General features: G+C 41.8%; 18 protein-coding genes and 1 tRNA gene (1 of these 19 running past the window's edge). 8 read left to right on the forward strand and 11 right to left on the reverse strand.

Features of this window, described 5'->3' with window-relative positions:
• Both J8Z24_RS14225 and J8Z24_RS14230 read right to left on the reverse strand, forming a co-directional pair.
• Nucleotides 1–179, reverse strand: partial view of a porin gene (locus J8Z24_RS14225; RefSeq protein WP_125254339.1) — the beginning only. Its footprint begins 751 nt before the window's first position; only the first 179 of its 930 coding nucleotides appear in the window; it begins with the start codon at nucleotides 177–179; its stop codon lies off the left edge, out of view.
• A 148-nt stretch (nucleotides 180–327) separates the two neighbouring features.
• Nucleotides 328–1,173 carry a LysR family transcriptional regulator gene (locus J8Z24_RS14230; RefSeq protein WP_125254340.1) on the reverse strand — a complete coding sequence of 282 codons (846 nt, stop codon included), beginning with the start codon at nucleotides 1,171–1,173 and terminating at the stop codon, nucleotides 328–330.
• A gap of 87 nt (nucleotides 1,174–1,260) precedes the next feature.
• Here J8Z24_RS14230 and maoP point away from each other — a divergent pair, with 87 nt between their 5' ends.
• Together maoP and J8Z24_RS14240 are read left to right on the forward strand one after the other, a co-directional pair.
• Nucleotides 1,261–1,632 carry a DUF413 domain-containing protein gene (gene maoP, locus J8Z24_RS14235; RefSeq protein ID WP_125254341.1) on the forward strand — a complete coding sequence of 124 codons (372 nt, stop codon included), beginning with the start codon at nucleotides 1,261–1,263 and terminating at the stop codon, nucleotides 1,630–1,632.
• Nucleotides 1,633–1,835: 203 nt separating this feature from the next.
• Complete coding sequence (locus tag J8Z24_RS14240) at nucleotides 1,836–3,071, forward strand: diguanylate cyclase (protein ID WP_252094877.1); 1,236 nt, start codon at nucleotides 1,836–1,838, stop codon at nucleotides 3,069–3,071.
• On the opposite strand, the gene rarD is transcribed toward J8Z24_RS14240, so the two are convergent.
• Nucleotides 3,060–3,950 carry an EamA family transporter RarD gene (rarD, locus tag J8Z24_RS14245; RefSeq protein ID WP_128729599.1) on the reverse strand — a complete coding sequence of 297 codons (891 nt, stop codon included), beginning with the start codon at nucleotides 3,948–3,950 and terminating at the stop codon, nucleotides 3,060–3,062. The genes J8Z24_RS14240 and rarD overlap by 12 nt on opposite strands.
• A 209-nt stretch (nucleotides 3,951–4,159) precedes the next feature.
• Here rarD and recQ point away from each other — a divergent pair, with 209 nt between their 5' ends.
• The 4 genes from recQ (at nucleotide 4,160) to J8Z24_RS14265 (ending at nucleotide 8,701) form a co-directional block, all read left to right on the forward strand.
• Nucleotides 4,160–5,974, forward strand: a complete 1,815-nt coding sequence (gene recQ, locus J8Z24_RS14250; protein ID WP_252094878.1) for a DNA helicase RecQ — start codon at nucleotides 4,160–4,162, stop codon at nucleotides 5,972–5,974.
• Nucleotides 5,975–6,262, forward strand: a complete 288-nt coding sequence (locus tag J8Z24_RS14255; protein ID WP_128729597.1) for a DUF3630 family protein — start codon at nucleotides 5,975–5,977, stop codon at nucleotides 6,260–6,262.
• Between the two features lie 112 nt (nucleotides 6,263–6,374).
• Complete coding sequence (locus J8Z24_RS14260) at nucleotides 6,375–8,081, forward strand: POTRA domain-containing protein (RefSeq protein WP_252094879.1); 1,707 nt, start codon at nucleotides 6,375–6,377, stop codon at nucleotides 8,079–8,081.
• Nucleotides 8,082–8,137: 56 nt separating this feature from the next.
• Entirely contained in the window at nucleotides 8,138–8,701 is a 564-nt protein-coding gene (locus J8Z24_RS14265; protein WP_128729595.1) for a mechanosensitive ion channel domain-containing protein, read from the forward strand.
• On the opposite strand, the gene J8Z24_RS14270 is transcribed toward J8Z24_RS14265, so the two are convergent.
• Genes J8Z24_RS14270 through J8Z24_RS14280 form a run of 3 tightly spaced genes read right to left on the reverse strand, consistent with a single transcriptional unit; the run spans nucleotide 8,691 to nucleotide 11,042 of the window.
• The gene (locus J8Z24_RS14270; RefSeq protein WP_252094880.1) at nucleotides 8,691–9,719 is read right to left on the reverse strand and encodes a succinylglutamate desuccinylase/aspartoacylase family protein; all 1,029 of its coding nucleotides are present in this window, start codon (nucleotides 9,717–9,719) and stop codon (nucleotides 8,691–8,693) included. The two genes, J8Z24_RS14265 and J8Z24_RS14270, sit on opposite strands and share 11 nt — an antisense overlap.
• Entirely contained in the window at nucleotides 9,706–10,611 is a 906-nt protein-coding gene (rimK, locus tag J8Z24_RS14275) for a 30S ribosomal protein S6--L-glutamate ligase (RefSeq protein ID WP_128729593.1), read from the reverse strand. The genes J8Z24_RS14270 and rimK overlap by 14 nt, the downstream gene beginning before the upstream one ends.
• Nucleotides 10,608–11,042, reverse strand: a complete 435-nt coding sequence (locus tag J8Z24_RS14280) for an ATP-dependent zinc protease family protein (RefSeq protein WP_252094881.1) — start codon at nucleotides 11,040–11,042, stop codon at nucleotides 10,608–10,610. Before J8Z24_RS14280 ends, rimK begins: the two co-directional genes overlap by 4 nt.
• Before the next feature lie 394 nt (nucleotides 11,043–11,436).
• Here J8Z24_RS14280 and J8Z24_RS14285 point away from each other — a divergent pair, with 394 nt between their 5' ends.
• On the forward strand, nucleotides 11,437–12,402 hold the full coding sequence (locus J8Z24_RS14285; protein WP_252094882.1) for a zinc transporter ZntB: 966 nt from the start codon (nucleotides 11,437–11,439) through the stop codon (nucleotides 12,400–12,402).
• Between the two features lie 4 nt (nucleotides 12,403–12,406).
• Here the strand turns inward: J8Z24_RS14285 and J8Z24_RS14290 are convergent.
• Nucleotides 12,407–12,481: transfer RNA gene (locus tag J8Z24_RS14290), tRNA-Arg, on the reverse strand.
• 216 nt (nucleotides 12,482–12,697) lie between these two features.
• Here J8Z24_RS14290 and J8Z24_RS14295 point away from each other — a divergent pair.
• On the forward strand, nucleotides 12,698–12,880 hold the full coding sequence (locus J8Z24_RS14295; protein WP_010378988.1) for a helix-turn-helix domain-containing protein: 183 nt from the start codon (nucleotides 12,698–12,700) through the stop codon (nucleotides 12,878–12,880).
• A gap of 70 nt (nucleotides 12,881–12,950) precedes the next feature.
• Here J8Z24_RS14295 and J8Z24_RS14300 read toward each other — a convergent pair whose 3' ends face one another.
• The 4 genes from J8Z24_RS14300 to J8Z24_RS14315 form a co-directional block, all read right to left on the reverse strand.
• The gene (locus J8Z24_RS14300) at nucleotides 12,951–13,763 is read right to left on the reverse strand and encodes a phosphotransferase (RefSeq protein WP_252094883.1); all 813 of its coding nucleotides are present in this window, start codon (nucleotides 13,761–13,763) and stop codon (nucleotides 12,951–12,953) included.
• On the reverse strand, nucleotides 13,726–14,346 hold the full coding sequence (pnuC, locus tag J8Z24_RS14305) for a nicotinamide riboside transporter PnuC (protein WP_128729590.1): 621 nt from the start codon (nucleotides 14,344–14,346) through the stop codon (nucleotides 13,726–13,728). Before pnuC ends, J8Z24_RS14300 begins: the two co-directional genes overlap by 38 nt.
• A complete protein-coding gene (locus tag J8Z24_RS14310) occupies nucleotides 14,346–14,612 on the reverse strand; it encodes a hypothetical protein (RefSeq protein ID WP_125254354.1) in 267 nt (88 codons plus the stop codon). Before J8Z24_RS14310 ends, pnuC begins: the two co-directional genes overlap by 1 nt.
• A gap of 236 nt (nucleotides 14,613–14,848) precedes the next feature.
• Nucleotides 14,849–16,225, reverse strand: coding sequence for a Gfo/Idh/MocA family protein (locus tag J8Z24_RS14315; protein WP_128729589.1), 1,377 nt, complete (start codon nucleotides 16,223–16,225; stop codon nucleotides 14,849–14,851).
• Nucleotides 16,226–16,270 lie beyond the last annotated feature (45 nt).

A 16,270-nucleotide genomic window follows, 5' to 3' on the forward strand; every position in this document is an offset into this window, starting at 1 on the left:
TCAGAACCTTTGAAACCAAAGCGAGAAGCGTTACTTTTGATTTCAGTAACAGAGCCGGCACCATCATCTGAAGATTGCACCGATACGTTCGCTTTACCATAAACATCTACTTCAGCATTTGCTTGAAGGGTGATTGCACTTAATAATGATAGCGCCAAAGCAGTCTTAGTTAGTTTCATGTGTATTTCCTCAATATCGCAACACGTATTTTTAAAACATGCGCAGTGTGACATTGCTAAATGACAAAAATATTACACATAAAATATTTCTGAAAATAAAGTGACACTCAAAATTAAGAAATACGTCACAAAATATTCATTATAGGAACTACTGCACCGCTCCTAACAAATTTACTATCGTTTCAATCTGTTCTAACTGATCATTATCTTTGTGGTACGCTACATATATCTCCCTTGAATTACTCTCGACGTCATTAATTTGGAATAATTTTTCGGCCTCAATAGCCTCCAGCGCTAGCGCTTCCGGAACAAAGGCTGATCCGCCACATTGTAAGATCAAATCCAGCGCGATCCGTCCTGTACTTGTTCTGAAATATGGAGGTGTCGCACCTGTAAATTGCTTTGCATGCCATAATGAAAAAGCAGTACCCCAATCGACATAAACATATTGGTTGTCAAAGAAGTCTTCCTTGGTGGCAGTATCAAAGGTGCTCACAGGAATAATTGCCAAGTCACTGATCGGCCTGACCTCCAGCTCATCTACTTTAGGTGGATCGAATAGAACCGCAAGATCTAATGTTCTTTCTAATAGCAATCTTGTACTTTCTTGCTGCGTTTTGACTTCTGCTACTAGAGATACGCCTGGCATAGCAGAAACGATATGATTGATACCAAACTGTAAAAAAGCATCCCAAATATTCGCTGTGCCGCTTAGAGACAATTGTTTGTGCATATTATTTGCGAGCGCAACATCGACTTTTGCTCTTTGCATGCCCGTCAGTATCATTTTTGCGTGAGGTAGCAGTCTTTCACCGGGTGCTGTCAATTGAATATTGTTACGCTGGCGAATGAACAAGTTTACCCCTAGGCTCTGTTCTAATTGACGGATCCTAAAACTTACAGCTGATTGTGTAATGTATAAATTTTCAGCTGCCCTGCCAAAATGGCGGGTCTTCACAACTTCAACAAAAGTTTTTAATAGATCTATGTCCATTTTTCTTCCTGACGATAAAAATTACTCGTTTAAAAAATTTGAGAACTTGGTCCATACTCCAGCCAGATAACCTTAGAGGACTCAGTTATGGATCATAATTTAGCGACTTTGAAAAATGCCTTTGCAAGCAACAGAGCCTTTTATGATGATGCCAATTTCCCTAGAGGATTTGGACGCAGTGGCCACTTTACCCTTCAAGAAGCCGAGATTCTTGAACGCTGTGGAGCCACACTAAGAAGCTTATACAGCAAAGCAGCAGAACCTCAAAATAGTTTCCAGTCACAATTCGTTCAAGTGATGGATGGCTTAATCCCACCGACTAATGCCGTTGAAAAAGCTTGGACCAAATACCTCAAGCATACAACCTGCAAAACAAAGTTTCATACTCTATTTGGTCGCTCAAAAGTACAAAATGATAGCAGCGTGGTAATCCCAGCGGATATTGACGACGAACTATAACATCATGAATGTTAATAGTGTGCCGACACTATCATTGGCAGTTGTTGACAATATTTTAGTTCACAACTGTCAGTGTTTTCCTTCTTCAATCATTATGACAGTAGATTTATACGCTGTTATCCCGTTCAATTATTGATCCTCTCATTGCATTTCCTTTCAGTTAGGTTAAGAATTAATAAAACAGGAAATAATTGGCGAAGGTTGTGTTACGGAAAATCCTAATTATTGAAGACACCCCTACCATTGCGAAAGTGCAAAAGCACATTGCAACTTCTGCTGGGTATCAGGTAGATATTGCAGGGTCTCTTGCTGAAGCTCAGGCGTTGTTATCACAGCATACTTACTTCTGTGCTGTTGTTGATTTTGTACTGCCAGATGCGCCCCATGGAGAAGCTATCCCATGCACTGTTAGCGCAGATATTCCAACTATTGTTATGACGGGTAATATAGAAAGCCAGACTCGCTCTATTGTCGAACAGTACCCGATTATCGATTACATCATAAAAGAAAATAAACAGGCTTATCACTACTTACGGCGACAGTTGGAGCGCTTACCAAGAAATGAAAATGTAAAAGTTCTCGTTGTCGATGACTCAATGGCATCTCGGAACTATGTATCGGCACTTCTAATTAGACATAAATATCAGGTTCTAGAAGCATGTGATGGGCTTGAAGCGCTAGCGGTATTAAAAGAGAACCCAGAAATTTCTGTGATCATTACAGACAACGAGATGCCAAATATGCGTGGAGAAGAGCTTTGTATCGAAATACGACGACTCTACTCAGATGACGATAAAGCAATCATCGGTATTTCAGGAGTAGAAAATGCCAACCTGTCCACACGCTTTTTGAAAAATGGAGCTAATGACTATTTAAGAAAGCCATTTAATGCTGAAGAGTTTTATTGCCGCCTTAGTCAAAACGTCGATATGCTCGAACATATCCAAACAATCAGACGACAAGCTAATACTGACTACCTCACCGGACTGCCTAACCGCCGCTACTTTTTCGACACCGTAAAAAAGAGTTTAAAAGCACGATTTGGCAAAAAGCAGCATGGACTAATAGCCATGATTGACATTGACCACTTTAAACAAGTGAATGATAAGTATGGTCATGACGGTGGCGACGCTGTACTGGAATCTATTGGCAAGGTGTTCGCTACACACTTTGCGAGTGATCTCGTTGCGCGATTAGGCGGAGAGGAGTTCGCTATCTATTTTAAAGATACAAAATCAGAAGGTTGCGTGGAAAAGCTCGAACAATTTAGAAAATATTTGGAAAGTAACAGTAGCAAGCTGACAACTCAGAAAATTGCCTTTACTGTCTCAATGGGACTCGCTTCACAAGTGACAACCAATATAGAAAGCTTGATAAAAGATGCCGATGAGCAACTTTATCAAGCTAAAGATACCGGTAGAAACCGCTTAGTTTACTAAGCGCTTTCTCCTATCACGGTAAGAGTCGAGACTAAACATCACCAATGCACTCCAAATAAAAGCAAAGGTAACGGCTCGTTCAGCGTCAAACGGTTCTCCGTAAAATAGTACAGCCAACATAAACATTAAACTCGGCCCGATATATTGAAAAAAACCTAACGTTGAGTATGGAATGCGCTTGGCGGCACCTGTGAAACACAGTAATGGCAAAGTAGTTACAACCCCTGCGCTAACAAGGAGTATATTAGTATACCAATCATTGTTCATAAGGTTACTAGTAGCACTAGGTTCCGCCCACCACCAGTACACCAATGCTATTGGCGTTAAAATAAGCGCTTCAACCAATAGACCCGGTAGTGACTCTACCGCTAACGTTTTTCGAAGCAAGCCATAAATCGCAAATGAGCCAGCCAAAGAAAAGGCAATGATAGGAAAAGAGCCAAAACTAATAAGCTGTAGCAATACGCCAAATATTGCAAGCATCACAGCAAACTTCTGTCCTGCTCTTAGCTTTTCAGAAAGAAATAACATGCCCAGCAACACATTGAGTAGCGGGTTGATATAATACCCAAGGCTTGCATCTAACATATAGTCGTTTTGCACAGACCAAATAAACAGCCCCCAGTTAAACCCTAGTAATAAAGCAGTTAATGTCAACATCGCCAACAGCTTGGGATTGACTAAAATCGCTTTTATCTTTGGCCACTGTTGTCTAGCCAGCACAATAATAAAGATAAACAGCACCGACCATATTACGCGATGAATTAATATTTCAATCGCATCAACATGAGTCAATTGCTTAAAATAGATGGGGGCTAATCCCCACATCAAAAAGGCAAGTACAGCGAGTAAATGTCCTTTTTTCTGTTCTTCAATCACAGCTTTAGACCTTGTTTAATCTTGGTAGGATCCACTTAAAGGTCAAACAGTATACTATGGTTTGTAGTTAACAGCGATGAAAGTTGGATGAATATATACCAAGGCTTCCTCCAGTTTGTAGAGAGTTAAGTGTTTAAATCTTATTCACTCCCTCAATCCGAGCGTAAAAAGCAAAGACAAGGGTCAAAAAAAACTCTAAAATAGCGGCGATGAATACCCTCGAGAACACGCCAGCTAACGACCCTCATACAGTACTGAAAGATATATTCGGTTACAGTACGTTTCGACATGGTCAACTTGATATCATTCAGTCTAGCTTAGCTGGTCAGGACACGCTTGTGTTGTTGCCAACAGGCGGTGGCAAGTCTTTATGCTATCAAGTTCCTGCAGTATTACTGCCCGGGTTTACACTTGTTATTTCGCCCCTTATATCACTGATGCAAGACCAAGTTGCTCAATTAAAAGCACAAGGTATTGCCGCTGAATATATAAATAATAGTGTTGCATGGGAACAGCAGAGAGACATTTACGACAGGCTCTATAATGGAGACATAACGCTACTTTATGTTGCACCTGAAAAAGCCTTACAGCGAGAGTTTATTGACCGCATTGCTGGCTGCCACATCAGCTTATTCGCAATTGATGAAGCGCATTGTGTGTCTCACTGGGGGCATGACTTTAGACCTCATTACTTTCGCTTGAAAGAGTTACGGCAGTATTTTCCTAATGTTCCAATGATGGCATTAACGGCAACCGCTGATTTAGCAACGCGAAAAGACATCGTGCAGCAACTCGGGATGTATGAACCGTTTATTTATACTGGTAGCTTCGACAGACCGAATATCCGCTACACCATAGAAGAAAAATTTAAGCCACTATCACAACTGTTTCGGTACCTTAAAGAGCAAAAAGGCCAAAGCGGAATTATCTACTGTGGTAGTAGAAAACGTGTAGACGATATTGCCGAGCGACTTATCGATGCGGGGTTTAACGCTGCAGGTTATCATGCTGGCTTGGATAATGACCAACGACAATTTGTGCAAAACCGCTTCGCACGAGACGACATTCAAATTGTCGTAGCCACTGTTGCATTTGGAATGGGGATCAATAAGCCCAATGTTCGGTTTGTTGTACATTACGATATCCCAAAAAGTGTTGAGGCCTATTATCAAGAAACTGGTCGCGCCGGTCGAGATGGCCTTGCTGCTGAGGCGGTAATGTATTTCGATCCTGCTGACATTCCAAGAGTTAGGCGTTTTTTTGAAGATATTCCAGATGAGCAGCGCCGCAAAGTGGAAGAGCAACGTTTTCAAGCAATGTCTAGCTTTGCAGAAGCCCAAACTTGCCGCAGGCAAATTTTACTCAATTATTTTAGTGAGTATCAGCGCGAGGCTTGCGGCAACTGCGATATTTGTCTAAATCCTCCAAAGCAATTTGATGGTACTTTAGTTGCGCAACAAGCATTATCTTGTGTATACCGCGCAGAGCAACGCTTTGGCATTGGCTATATTGTCGATATTCTACGTGGGGCAAATACTGCCAGAATAAGAGAATATAACCACCATACACTGTCTACATACGGGATCGGAAAAGAACATAGTAATGAGTTTTGGCTCAGTATTTTGCGTCAACTTATCCATCATGGCTTATTAAATCAAGATATAACTCAAGGTGCGACTCTCAGACTTACCGAAGCCGCAAGAGCGGTGCTCAAAGGTGAATATGTTTTACAGCTGGCAGAGCCAAGACTCGTTGCTAAACACGTTTATCAAGACAAGCTTGCCCAGTTTAATTACGACAAAAAACTATTTGCTAAATTACGTGCATTGAGAAAACAATTAGCAGATGAAGATGACGTACCCCCGTATGTTGTATTTAACGATAGAACACTCGCTGAAATGGCACAAAAAACACCGACAAACGATAGTGAGTTTTTGCAAGTGTCAGGGGTTGGTTTCACCAAATTAAGTAAATATGGTGCTCCATTTATGCAATTAATTAGAAACTACTTGGAAAGAGACTAAATGACAACTCTGACTTTAGATCTGCTACACGAAGTGATCATCATTCACCCAGAGTTGTTACCTCAAGATGATGAGTTTGAATTATGGGGTCAAGTCTTCTTGCACCATGATGCCGTCGAGCTGATTGAGTTTTCGACAGGCGCAGATAGACATCTGTGGCGTTTTACATTTAGCGGCTGCTATTTCAACTTAAATTTTGAACACTACAGCAACAGCGTTTGGATAGCACCAGATGGTGTTGACGCCCTAGATTTACTGCCCTCGCTACACAAAAACCTTTCTCGTTAAGTCCATATAAAGCTCTTTAAGTCTATAAATATTATTACTTTTGTTGCAGATACAGAGCAAGTTGCAACAATATAATCCATACTAAAGGAAGATTCGACTTAAAGGCTTCAAGATGAAAGTAAATCGGTTATCGTACAGTTGTGTGCTACTCTTTTGCGGTACAAGCACCTTTGCTAACACAGAAAAAGTGACCGCTGAACACTACACTGACAGCTGCAGTAACAACCGTGTTGAAGCTAAAAGTGATGAAAACTTATCTCGTCAGCTTGATGTTGAGCAGATATATCCAGAGCCTGCCAATGGTAAGAAAATCGCAGAGATTACATTAAAACAGCTGAATGTTTTTGATACTAGCAACCCAGAAGAAGATAACGCATTATTTCGATTTGCAAATAATTACCATATCCAAACCAAACCTGAAGTACTGAAAAGTGTGCTCTTATTTCAAGAAGGTGATAAATACAATCCGAGGAAACTCAGCGAATCAGAGCGGCTACTTCGCAATCAGTCTTATTTATATGATGCACGGATCTTTGCCAGCGAAAACTGTGATGGTGATATCCTTGTTACTGTCGTCACTCGAGATCTATGGACTTTGCTACCCGACTTAAGCTTTAGTCGCAGTGGAGGGGAAAATACCTCAAGAGTAGGATTTCGAGAAAGTAACTTATTCGGCTGGGGTAAGCGACTTTCTTTTACTCAAATAACTGAAGTTGACCGCTCTGGGTATCAATTTGTTTATGATGACCCCAATATTTTAAATTCACGGTACCGAGGGAGAATTGAGTATTCCGATAACGACGATGGTGAGCGCCACTATATTGACGTGAGCTACCCATTTTTTGCTACGGATACGCCGTATAGTTATGGTTTTACTAGTTATTCCGATAAACGCGAGGAGCCTTTGTACTCTGAAGGGGAAACCATATCAGAATTTAGTCAATCCACAGAGGTAACCCAACTCTATTTTGGTCACTCAAAGCCATTGTCAGGGAACTGGACTCGTCGCTTAATAGCGGGTGCTCGCCATGAGCAACATACATTCGAGGAGATCGGCGACACTACATTGCCTATCGCAAAGGATCGAACACTAACCTACCCATATATCCAAGCACAATGGTTTGAAGACTCTTATGTCAAAGTGCGTAACTTTGATTCGATTTATAGGACAGAAGATCTCAATTTAGGCTGGAATATTAATGCACTACTTGGTTACTCAACACAAGCTTGGAGTGATGATACTGAGCGACTAATATATTCGTTCTCTGCTAACACTGCACATTACACCTCAGATCATAGCCTATGGCGTTTTTATTTTGATATTGAAGGAAATTGGGATAAAGAAGCAAAGAAATCTGAAAACCTCATCGCCACCACCACCTTTCAGTACTACTTTAACACCAGCATATATGAGTCTTGGTTTCTTAATGCAAGCTATACCTATGGTAAAAACCTTACCTTGGACAATCAAATTACATTAGGAGGGGAAACGGGCTTAAGGGGCTACCCAATAAAATACCAACAAGGTAGCCGCAGCATGCTGCTTAATATTGAAAAGCGTTACTACTGGGAATATGATTTATGGCGCCTATTTAAAGTAGGTGGTGCGGCGTTTTTTGATGTTGGCAGAGCTTATCATTCACACCTTGCGATAGAGGGGAATGAGTCAGTGTTAAAGAATGTTGGTATTGGACTGAGACTAGCACCAAGCCGAGCAAATTCAGACATCATGGTACATATAGACCTAGCAACGCCTATTAACGGACCAGGTAATGTCGATAGTATCCAATGGCTACTAACCGTAAAAAATCGTTTTTAGCGATGTCTTGAATAGGTAAACATGCTACAAAGCAAAAAAATTATTAGGATACCACCGTGCATTTTTTAGACTTTGCACTTAGCCAATACAAACTCATTGTTACTCTGCTGGCCATATTAAGCTTTCCACTGTTAATGAAAGCGTGCTGTAAACTACTAGAAAAAGTCACCAGAGGTAAAATTGATTCTCACCGCAAGCAACGAGCTGACTTACTCGTTAGGGTTCTAGTTGCATTTGTGTTTGTCTGCTTTATGTTGGTATTTTGGGGAATAGAACTACGAGGTCTACTTGTACTTGGGTCATCGCTTTTTGCAATGCTCGGTGTTGCCATGTTTGCTGGCTGGTCACTTCTTTCAAACCTAACGTCATTTTTACTCATGTTTATTCAAAATGATTACCGAGTTGGTAACTGGGTTAGAATAGTTGATGGAGCCAACTTTGTTGAGGGTTGTATTGTTGAAATGGGGTTGATGAGCGTCGTTTTGCGTCACGTCGACGGTCATAAAGTCGTCTACCCTAACAATTTATTCGTCACTAGACCTGTACTTGTACTGAGCCAAGAACCAGTCAAGCCAAAACAGCCAGCTGCGCCAAGACGACCACTAGGCCCTAAGAAATAGGGCCTATATCATCGATAAAGGTTTCTAGCTGCTGCTCCACAATACTATTCGCATGAGCAAAATAGGCAATATGAAATACCGCATCACCTTCATTGACTAAAGGCAACATCTGCTGCCCAATCACTATACCACTTCTTGGAGCAATAATTGCCTCTTCGCTGTGACCTAAGGGGCTGTCAATGTAAGCAAGAATTTGCCCTTTTGAAACGCGCTCACCTAGCGTAACCTGTGCACGTACAATACCGTCCACATCCGCCCTAACCCAGCTAGTCGCTGCTGCAATAACAGCATCATGAACTTGCTTTCGACGTCGCCCTCGTAGCATTTTTAAGTGACGCATGACATTTTCTACACCTTGTAAACCAGCTGCTATCGCAAGCGCATCAAAGCGTAATGCCTCTCCAGCCTCGTATGTGATCACCGGTATATCTAGACCTGACGCTTCACTGCGAAGTGAACCATTGCGCAGTCGTGCATCAATAGCCACAGGAGTACCAAATGCCATCGCCATTTCTTTTGTCATCTCACAAGACAAATCTCCACGGATCTGAGGCAAATTTGAACGATGAATAGCGCCTGTGTGCAAGTCGATGATATGAGTGGATTTTTTCACCACTAGATCGAAAAACATATGCGCCATTCTCGCTCCAAGTGAGCCTTGCTCTGATCCTGGGAAGCAGCGATTCAAATCCCGCCTATCAGGAAGGTAACGAGACTTGTGAATAAAACCGAAAATATTCACGATCGGTACCGCTATTAGTGTACCTCGCAATGTAGCTGCATCGACTTTACTCAATAGCTGACGCACCACTTCAACCCCGTTAAGCTCGTCACCATGAATAGCCGCACAGACCATTAATACAGGGCCAGACTCTGCACCATTAACGACTTCAATTGGAATAGTCATTGGAGTGTGGGTATACAGCTTCGCCACCTCCAATTGTACGGTTTGTCTTTCAGCTACCCCGACACGTGTATCGAGTAAAGTGAAAGGCTGGTTAATTTTAACCTTTGCCACGTGTCGCAGTCCTCTTAGCAGCCGCATTTTTCTCGATGAACGAAATTATCATGCCCGCAATATCTTTGCCTGTTGCTTTTTCTATCCCTTCAAGGCCAGGTGATGAATTTACCTCCATTACCAAAGGTCCACGTTCAGAGCGAAGTAAATCAACCCCCGCAACGTTCAAACCCATTGCTTTTGCAGCCGCTACCGCAGTGCGGCGTTCTTCAGGAGTAATTTTAACCAATGTTGCCGAGCCCCCTCGGTGCAAGTTAGAACGAAACTCACCTTCTTGCGCTTGGCGTTTCATCGCAGCGATAACTTTATCACCAATCACAAAACAACGAATATCCGCTCCACCAGCTTCTTTAATATATTCTTGCACCATAATGTTGGCTTTGAGACCCATAAATGCCTCAATAACACTCTCTGCTGCTTTGCGCGTCTCAGCAAGTACAACACCAATACCTTGTGTGCCTTCTAGCAATTTGATCACAACGGGTGTCCCACCTACCATTTCAAGTAGATCTTTGACGTCGTCTGGCTTACTCGCAAAACCAGTGATCGGCATGCCCACTCCCTTCCTAGACAACAACTGTAATGAACGTAGTTTGTCTCGTGAGCGCGTAATTGCTACCGATTCATTTAATGGGTAAACCCCCATCATTTCAAACTGTCGAAGTACGGCACATCCATAAAATGTCACAGACGCGCCAATCCGAGGTACAATGGCATCGAACCCACTGAGTTGCTGTCCCTTAAAATGGATCTCTGGCTCACTGCTATTAATATTCATGTAACAACGCAGCGCGTCTATTACAGCAACCTCATGTCCCCTTTGCTCAGCAGCTTCAATAAGGCGACGTGTTGAGTATAAAGATTGATTCCTTGAAAGAATGCCAATTTTCACGATTTATCCGTTTTATTACTTAAGTATGAATGTTCTGGGTCAACAATAATGCGGCCTCGCATTGCTGTGCGCCCTAGCAGCATTCTAAATTTCATGGTTTCTCTATTGCTCAGCGTAATTTCAATAGGCCAAGCCTGTTCACCAATATGTAAGTTTGTCCCGATGACATAACGCAGCTCTTTATGACCTCCAGAGTCTGTGACTACACGTTCATCGAGTACTTTTGCTTCACAACATACTTCATAGTCAGTGTCATCCTGGAGTGGATGAAGCCAAAACCTAACCCATCGCTCGCCACTATATGATTGAAATGCTTCAACCTTAAAAGCATGAAGACAAGATGTTCTTGCTCCTGTATCAACTTTTGCTTTTATCTTATTAATTCCTAAGTCAGGTAATGAAAGCCATTCTCGCCAACCAACTGTGATCATAGTGTGCTCTTTTATAGAATGAATTTGGACTTATACGCGCAATTAAGTCATATGAAAAACAAAATAAATTTATCCTAAAGATAATACTGTTTTGTCTTGGAGCTTTCTCAATTTGAAAGATAGCCTAACTCCTATAACCCTGCACACCAATTTAATATTTATGACTCGCGCTAGCGCTCAAACAGGCAACTGAAGATTCATAAATTACCTGCGACTCAGAGTGATTGTTCTACGGTAACAGCACTCGTACACTTTTCAAGCGAGTACTCTATACTTGCTAATATTGTTCAGAGCATATCAAAACAATTTATTTTATCGCCAAGATATTGAAATGAATTTGAAAAATAAATTACCTATGTCAGGCTTGATATGAACTTTTTGCTGGGGATAAACAATGACAGGATTACTCCATGCGTGCGTGCTTGATGGTCAAGGTGGCGGTAGAGTACTGTGCGAGCTCTCTGAAATTGGATCAGTCATTCACAAAGAACCCTTATGGCTTCATTTTGATTATAGTTTTGAAGACACCACAGAGTGGTTAAAAAACCAGAGCTTTTTGGACGAATGGGAATACCAAGCCCTCACTGCTGATGAGACCAGGCCAAGAACGGTTAATGGTAATGAGGGGTTATTGGTATTCTTACGCGGCGTGAATTTAAACCCAAAGCAAAGTCCAGAGGATATGGTTTCTCTTCGCTGTTTTGCTAATGAAAAGCTTTTAATAACCTGTCGTAAGCGGCACATTATGTCTGCTCAAGACATGCTAACACAAATTAAAAAGGGTCAAGGGGCAAAGAGTATTGGTGAACTTCTCTCGACTTTAGTCATGCGTCTTTCAATGAGAATGCAAGATATTATTTGGCAAATAGAAGAGCAACTTGATGAGTTTGAGGAAGCCCTAGAAAATAGCGAGCAACTACCCAACTATCAACAACTATCGGTATTAAGAAGACAAACCATCGGCTTAAAACGATACCTCAAACCACAAAAGCTGGCGATCAACGAATTACTACTAGTTAAAGTAAATTGGCTAAATGAAGACCACTTACACCAGTTAGAAGAAGCGAATAATGCACTCAACCGTTATATTGAAGAATTAGAAGCTGCGATTGAGCGGGCACAAGTGATTCAAAATGCGATCACTAACCACCAAAATGAACAGCTAAACCAGAGAATGTACATCATGTCGGTTGTGGCGGCATTATTTTTACCGCTGGGGTTCTTAACCGGATTGTTAGGTGTCAATATTGGAGGGATCCCAGGTACCGAATGGAATGGGGCTTTTGCCTTGTTTGTAATCATGCTGGTTGTGATCACCGCTGGAGTCGGAGTGTATTTCAAACGCAAAGGCTGGCTATAATGACTGGCGCTCTCGCTAGGGATCGAACCTAGAACTTAGCCTCCGGAGGGCTACGTGATATCCATTTCACCACGAGAGCGACGTCAACATAATAATGCGAAGTGCTAAGAAATACCAGACTATGTTTTCTATATGATTAATTAATAACCGAATTTTGAAAAAAAGCTGTACTTTGAGCAAAAAACCAGTTATTCAACTATGCTTTGAAAATAATAAAATAGAATGAGAGTGCTGTTTAACTGTCAATTCTGACAGAAAAAGGCAGTACCACAATACTTGATTGAGGATCACAAATATGACACCAATGACCACAGAGCAAGTTGCAGAATTTCTTGATGTTAAAGTTGAACGTGTAAGACGTCTTGCTCGAGAGAACCTGCTAGTAGCAAAAGACACTGATGCCAGTGGCGAGCCAATTTTTGACAAAGCCGATGTGGAAAAATACAAAGAGCTTGCACAACGCTTAGGTGGCATTTAAGTCCAGCTTCTCCCGGTGCCAGTATTGTCAGTCAAGGGAACTGATGCATTACTGGCGTAGAGCCTTGCGTTTATATCCAAAGCGTTAATATTTCTCTCAATTTGTTCGCTTCATCGACAACTCCTTTTTGCTCATACCAATGAATGCTCAGCAATAAGTATATTTGACAATATACCTTCAATTTAACGTCTGCATAGAATGGCGTGCACTTCTGATTAAGTAGAAAGTAGGTATCAACAAGACGATATGCTGATGCAACATCACGCTGAAAGCTGCATACTAATGCCGCCAGATCAAAAAAAATATCGTTGTGGCAGGCATATTCAAAGTCAATAAGACGCACGCCTTCAGGACTGCAAATAATATTACTAGTTACCAAGTCATTATGACAAAATGCCACGTCACTTGGTAACCCAGCAAGCTGAGACAAAAGCCATTGCACGTTTACAATAGCGCTACTCTCAAGCTCAATAGCCCTCATATAACCAACAAGGTCAAGAGTTTCATATACAGCAAGCTCAAGCCTGTGTACTTGGAGCAATGGTTTTAATAGCGTCTCATCATCTAGCACACGGTTGTACTTACCCTCAGGGATATAACTGAATATGGCCATTCGCGTATCCATATCATATTGTAGTGCCGTCGAGGTAACTCCAACGCAAGCAAGCTTATTCTGTGCTGCTAGTGCTGCAACAGGAATATCATGACTGTAGCACTTTATGACAAATTGCTGACCATCACTGGTTATCAGATAATTGTTATTGCTCACCCCTTTCGTAAGCTTTCGTATATCATTAACAGCCACACCAAAAACTGCATTTACGCTTGCTTTTATTGCTTCTAGTTCAGAGTGTCGCAAGAGACTTACCTTGCTTTGCTTCATACTCTTCATACCAACGTTTATAGCCCCAACAAGCCATTAAGGTGTAGAAGATGAAAAGTACTAACGTCGGGTAGAACCCTTTTAGATAATAAAGATAAATAGATGCTGCATCTATCACAACCCAATATAGCCAATTCTCAAGTACTTTCTTTGCCACCAAGTAGGTGGTCACCACTGCGAAACAGGTTGTAAAGCTATCTAGATAGGCTAAATCCGCAGACATATAATGTTTAGTCACATAGCCAAGTACAACTGACACAATAGCTGTCACGGCTATCACACTAAGATGTTTTGACATCGACCAAGAGGTTATCCGACTTGGGGTATTCTTGTTACCTTGACGCCACATCCACCAACCGACAACTGCCATCACCATATAGTAGAAATGCAGCAAGGACTCCATGACGAGTGCACCGTTCCAATATAAGACTGTGTATATAAAAGTATTGATAAATGCCACAGGCCAGCACCAGATATTTTCTTTAATGGCTAATAATAAATATGCCACGGCTAGCACGACTGCAATGTACTCCCAAATAGACATGGCAGTAAAGCCAGCTAGCGTATCCGTTAACCACTCCATTAAATAACCGCACTTTGTGTTGGAGATAAATCACCGGCAATAAACTTACAAACAAAAATACTCTTACCAAACGTTTCAAAAGAGCGTTTCATTTCTTGGTTTATGATAGAAGTAACGAGATCAAACTCTCCAAAGACCTGAGTCGACATGGTATTGGTGAGTACTTTTATATCATCGTGTTGATTTAATCTATCAATAAAACCTTGAATAAAAGGGATGTAGTCTTGATGAAGTGGATATTTACTGATTTCAACAGAAACTTGCATGAACGCTCCTTACAAATAGCAATCAATTGGCAATGTATGTATTCATTTTATTTTAACTTAATATGGTACTAATTTGAGGGAAAATTTAAGACTCCGGCGTTAGTCTAGTGTAAAAAATATAGTCACTTAGTAAAAGGCGAACTTCTCTTCGCGGATATAGTTCGCCCCATCTTATTACTCACTGTTTTTATTCTTTTCAATGTGCTTTAGCACCTACGAAAGCGCCATGGCCACTCCTAAACAGTAACAATCCCAAGCGGTGCTGCGGTTTGCCAAGCACCACGAGTAAAATCAGGAATGCTTAATGATTCACTACGATTTGCCACAGATTGTACCGATAGTGGCGAGATCACTGACCAAGCTGCGCCATCATAAACATCTTGATCAAGCGGCTCACCATTGCGTAAACAATAAATCATGCGCCAAAACATTAAAAAGTCCATACCACCATGACCACCATTGCGCTCTGCTTCTTTACCCATTTTAATCCATAGTGGATGGTCATATTGTTTATACCACGACTCCATGTCGTGATCCCATTCATGGAAGCTCTTAGTACCACCTTGCTCCAAAGCAATACGGTTAGGAAAGCCAGCAAAGACACCATTGGTACCTTGGATGAGGTTATGACGAGAGTAAGGTCTTGGGGTTGTTGTGTCATGTTGCACCACGATACTCCGTCCCTTAATGGTTTTGATCATTGTTGTGTTCATATCACCAGCCACGTAGTTTAACTGATTACGCTCGTGATCTGCTGAAAACTCTCGCTTTGCATATGCAGCACGGCCAAGTGCTGGGGAGCTCATTGAAGTAAGGTAATCGAAACGATCGCCTCGGTTGATATTCATGTATTGGGAGACTGGCCCCAACCCATGGGTTGGATACAAATTACCATTACGCTTCGTATGCCAATGAGTACGCCACGACCCTGTTTTATGCTCAATTTCTTTCATCTGCCAACGCAGTTCGTGGATATATGCGGCCTCTGCGTGAAGCAATTCGCCGAATATACCTTGTCGAACCATATTCAGCACCATCAGCTCATCGCGGCCATAGTTGACATTTTCCATCATCATGCAGTTCTTTTGCGTGCGCTCAGCGGTGTCAACGATTTGCCACATTTCTTCAACAGTTAATGCCAATGGCACTTCGACAAAAGCATGCTTGCCACTGTTCATCGTGTCAATGGCCATTGGCGCATGCCATTTCCATGGCGTTGAAATGATAACGATGTCAATATCATCCCGATTAAGCATATCTTGATAAGCTAAATCACTACCACGATACAGCTCAGGCTTTGGTAGCCCCCGTTCGTCAACGAGGTAACTAGCTGACTTTTCGAGAACTGCATCATGAGTATCACAAATGGCAACAATGTGCGCGCCCTCAATATGACTCATACGTTTAACATGACCATAGCCACGCTGACCCACCCCGATAAAACCAACACGAACAACATCCATTTTTGGTGCAACAAGCCCAATGACCGAACGCCCTTGCTGCTTGGGTATGATATTGCTATTTTGATTTGAACTTGCGCAGCCAGCAACAACACTGGCAGCCGCAGCAGCACCTGCGGCTTTTAAAAAGTCGCGGCGATTTACATTTTTCATTTTGACTCCTAAACGATACTTCATCAACAGCGTACATGTACCAGT

The sequence above is a fragment of the Pseudoalteromonas sp. SCSIO 43201 genome, assembly GCF_023716725.1.
Taxonomy (GTDB): Bacteria; Pseudomonadota; Gammaproteobacteria; order Enterobacterales; family Alteromonadaceae; genus Pseudoalteromonas; species Pseudoalteromonas peptidolytica.

Coding starts and splice junctions, on each gene's coding strand:
- J8Z24_RS14230 (WP_125254340.1), bottom strand. CDS start 1,173: ATGGACATAGATCTATTAAAAACTTTTGTTGAAGTTGTGAAGACCCGC.
- maoP (WP_125254341.1), top strand. CDS start 1,261: ATGGATCATAATTTAGCGACTTTGAAAAATGCCTTTGCAAGCAACAGA.
- recQ (WP_252094878.1), top strand. CDS start 4,160: ATGAATACCCTCGAGAACACGCCAGCTAACGACCCTCATACAGTACTG.
- J8Z24_RS14255 (WP_128729597.1), top strand. CDS start 5,975: ATGACAACTCTGACTTTAGATCTGCTACACGAAGTGATCATCATTCAC.
- J8Z24_RS14260 (WP_252094879.1), top strand. CDS start 6,375: ATGAAAGTAAATCGGTTATCGTACAGTTGTGTGCTACTCTTTTGCGGT.
- J8Z24_RS14280 (WP_252094881.1), bottom strand. CDS start 11,042: ATGATCACAGTTGGTTGGCGAGAATGGCTTTCATTACCTGACTTAGGA.
- J8Z24_RS14285 (WP_252094882.1), top strand. CDS start 11,437: ATGACAGGATTACTCCATGCGTGCGTGCTTGATGGTCAAGGTGGCGGT.
- J8Z24_RS14295 (WP_010378988.1), top strand. CDS start 12,698: ATGACACCAATGACCACAGAGCAAGTTGCAGAATTTCTTGATGTTAAA.
- J8Z24_RS14300 (WP_252094883.1), bottom strand. CDS start 13,763: ATGAAGCAAAGCAAGGTAAGTCTCTTGCGACACTCTGAACTAGAAGCA.
- pnuC (WP_128729590.1), bottom strand. CDS start 14,346: ATGGAGTGGTTAACGGATACGCTAGCTGGCTTTACTGCCATGTCTATT.
- J8Z24_RS14310 (WP_125254354.1), bottom strand. CDS start 14,612: ATGCAAGTTTCTGTTGAAATCAGTAAATATCCACTTCATCAAGACTAC.
- J8Z24_RS14315 (WP_128729589.1), bottom strand. CDS start 16,225: ATGAAAAATGTAAATCGCCGCGACTTTTTAAAAGCCGCAGGTGCTGCT.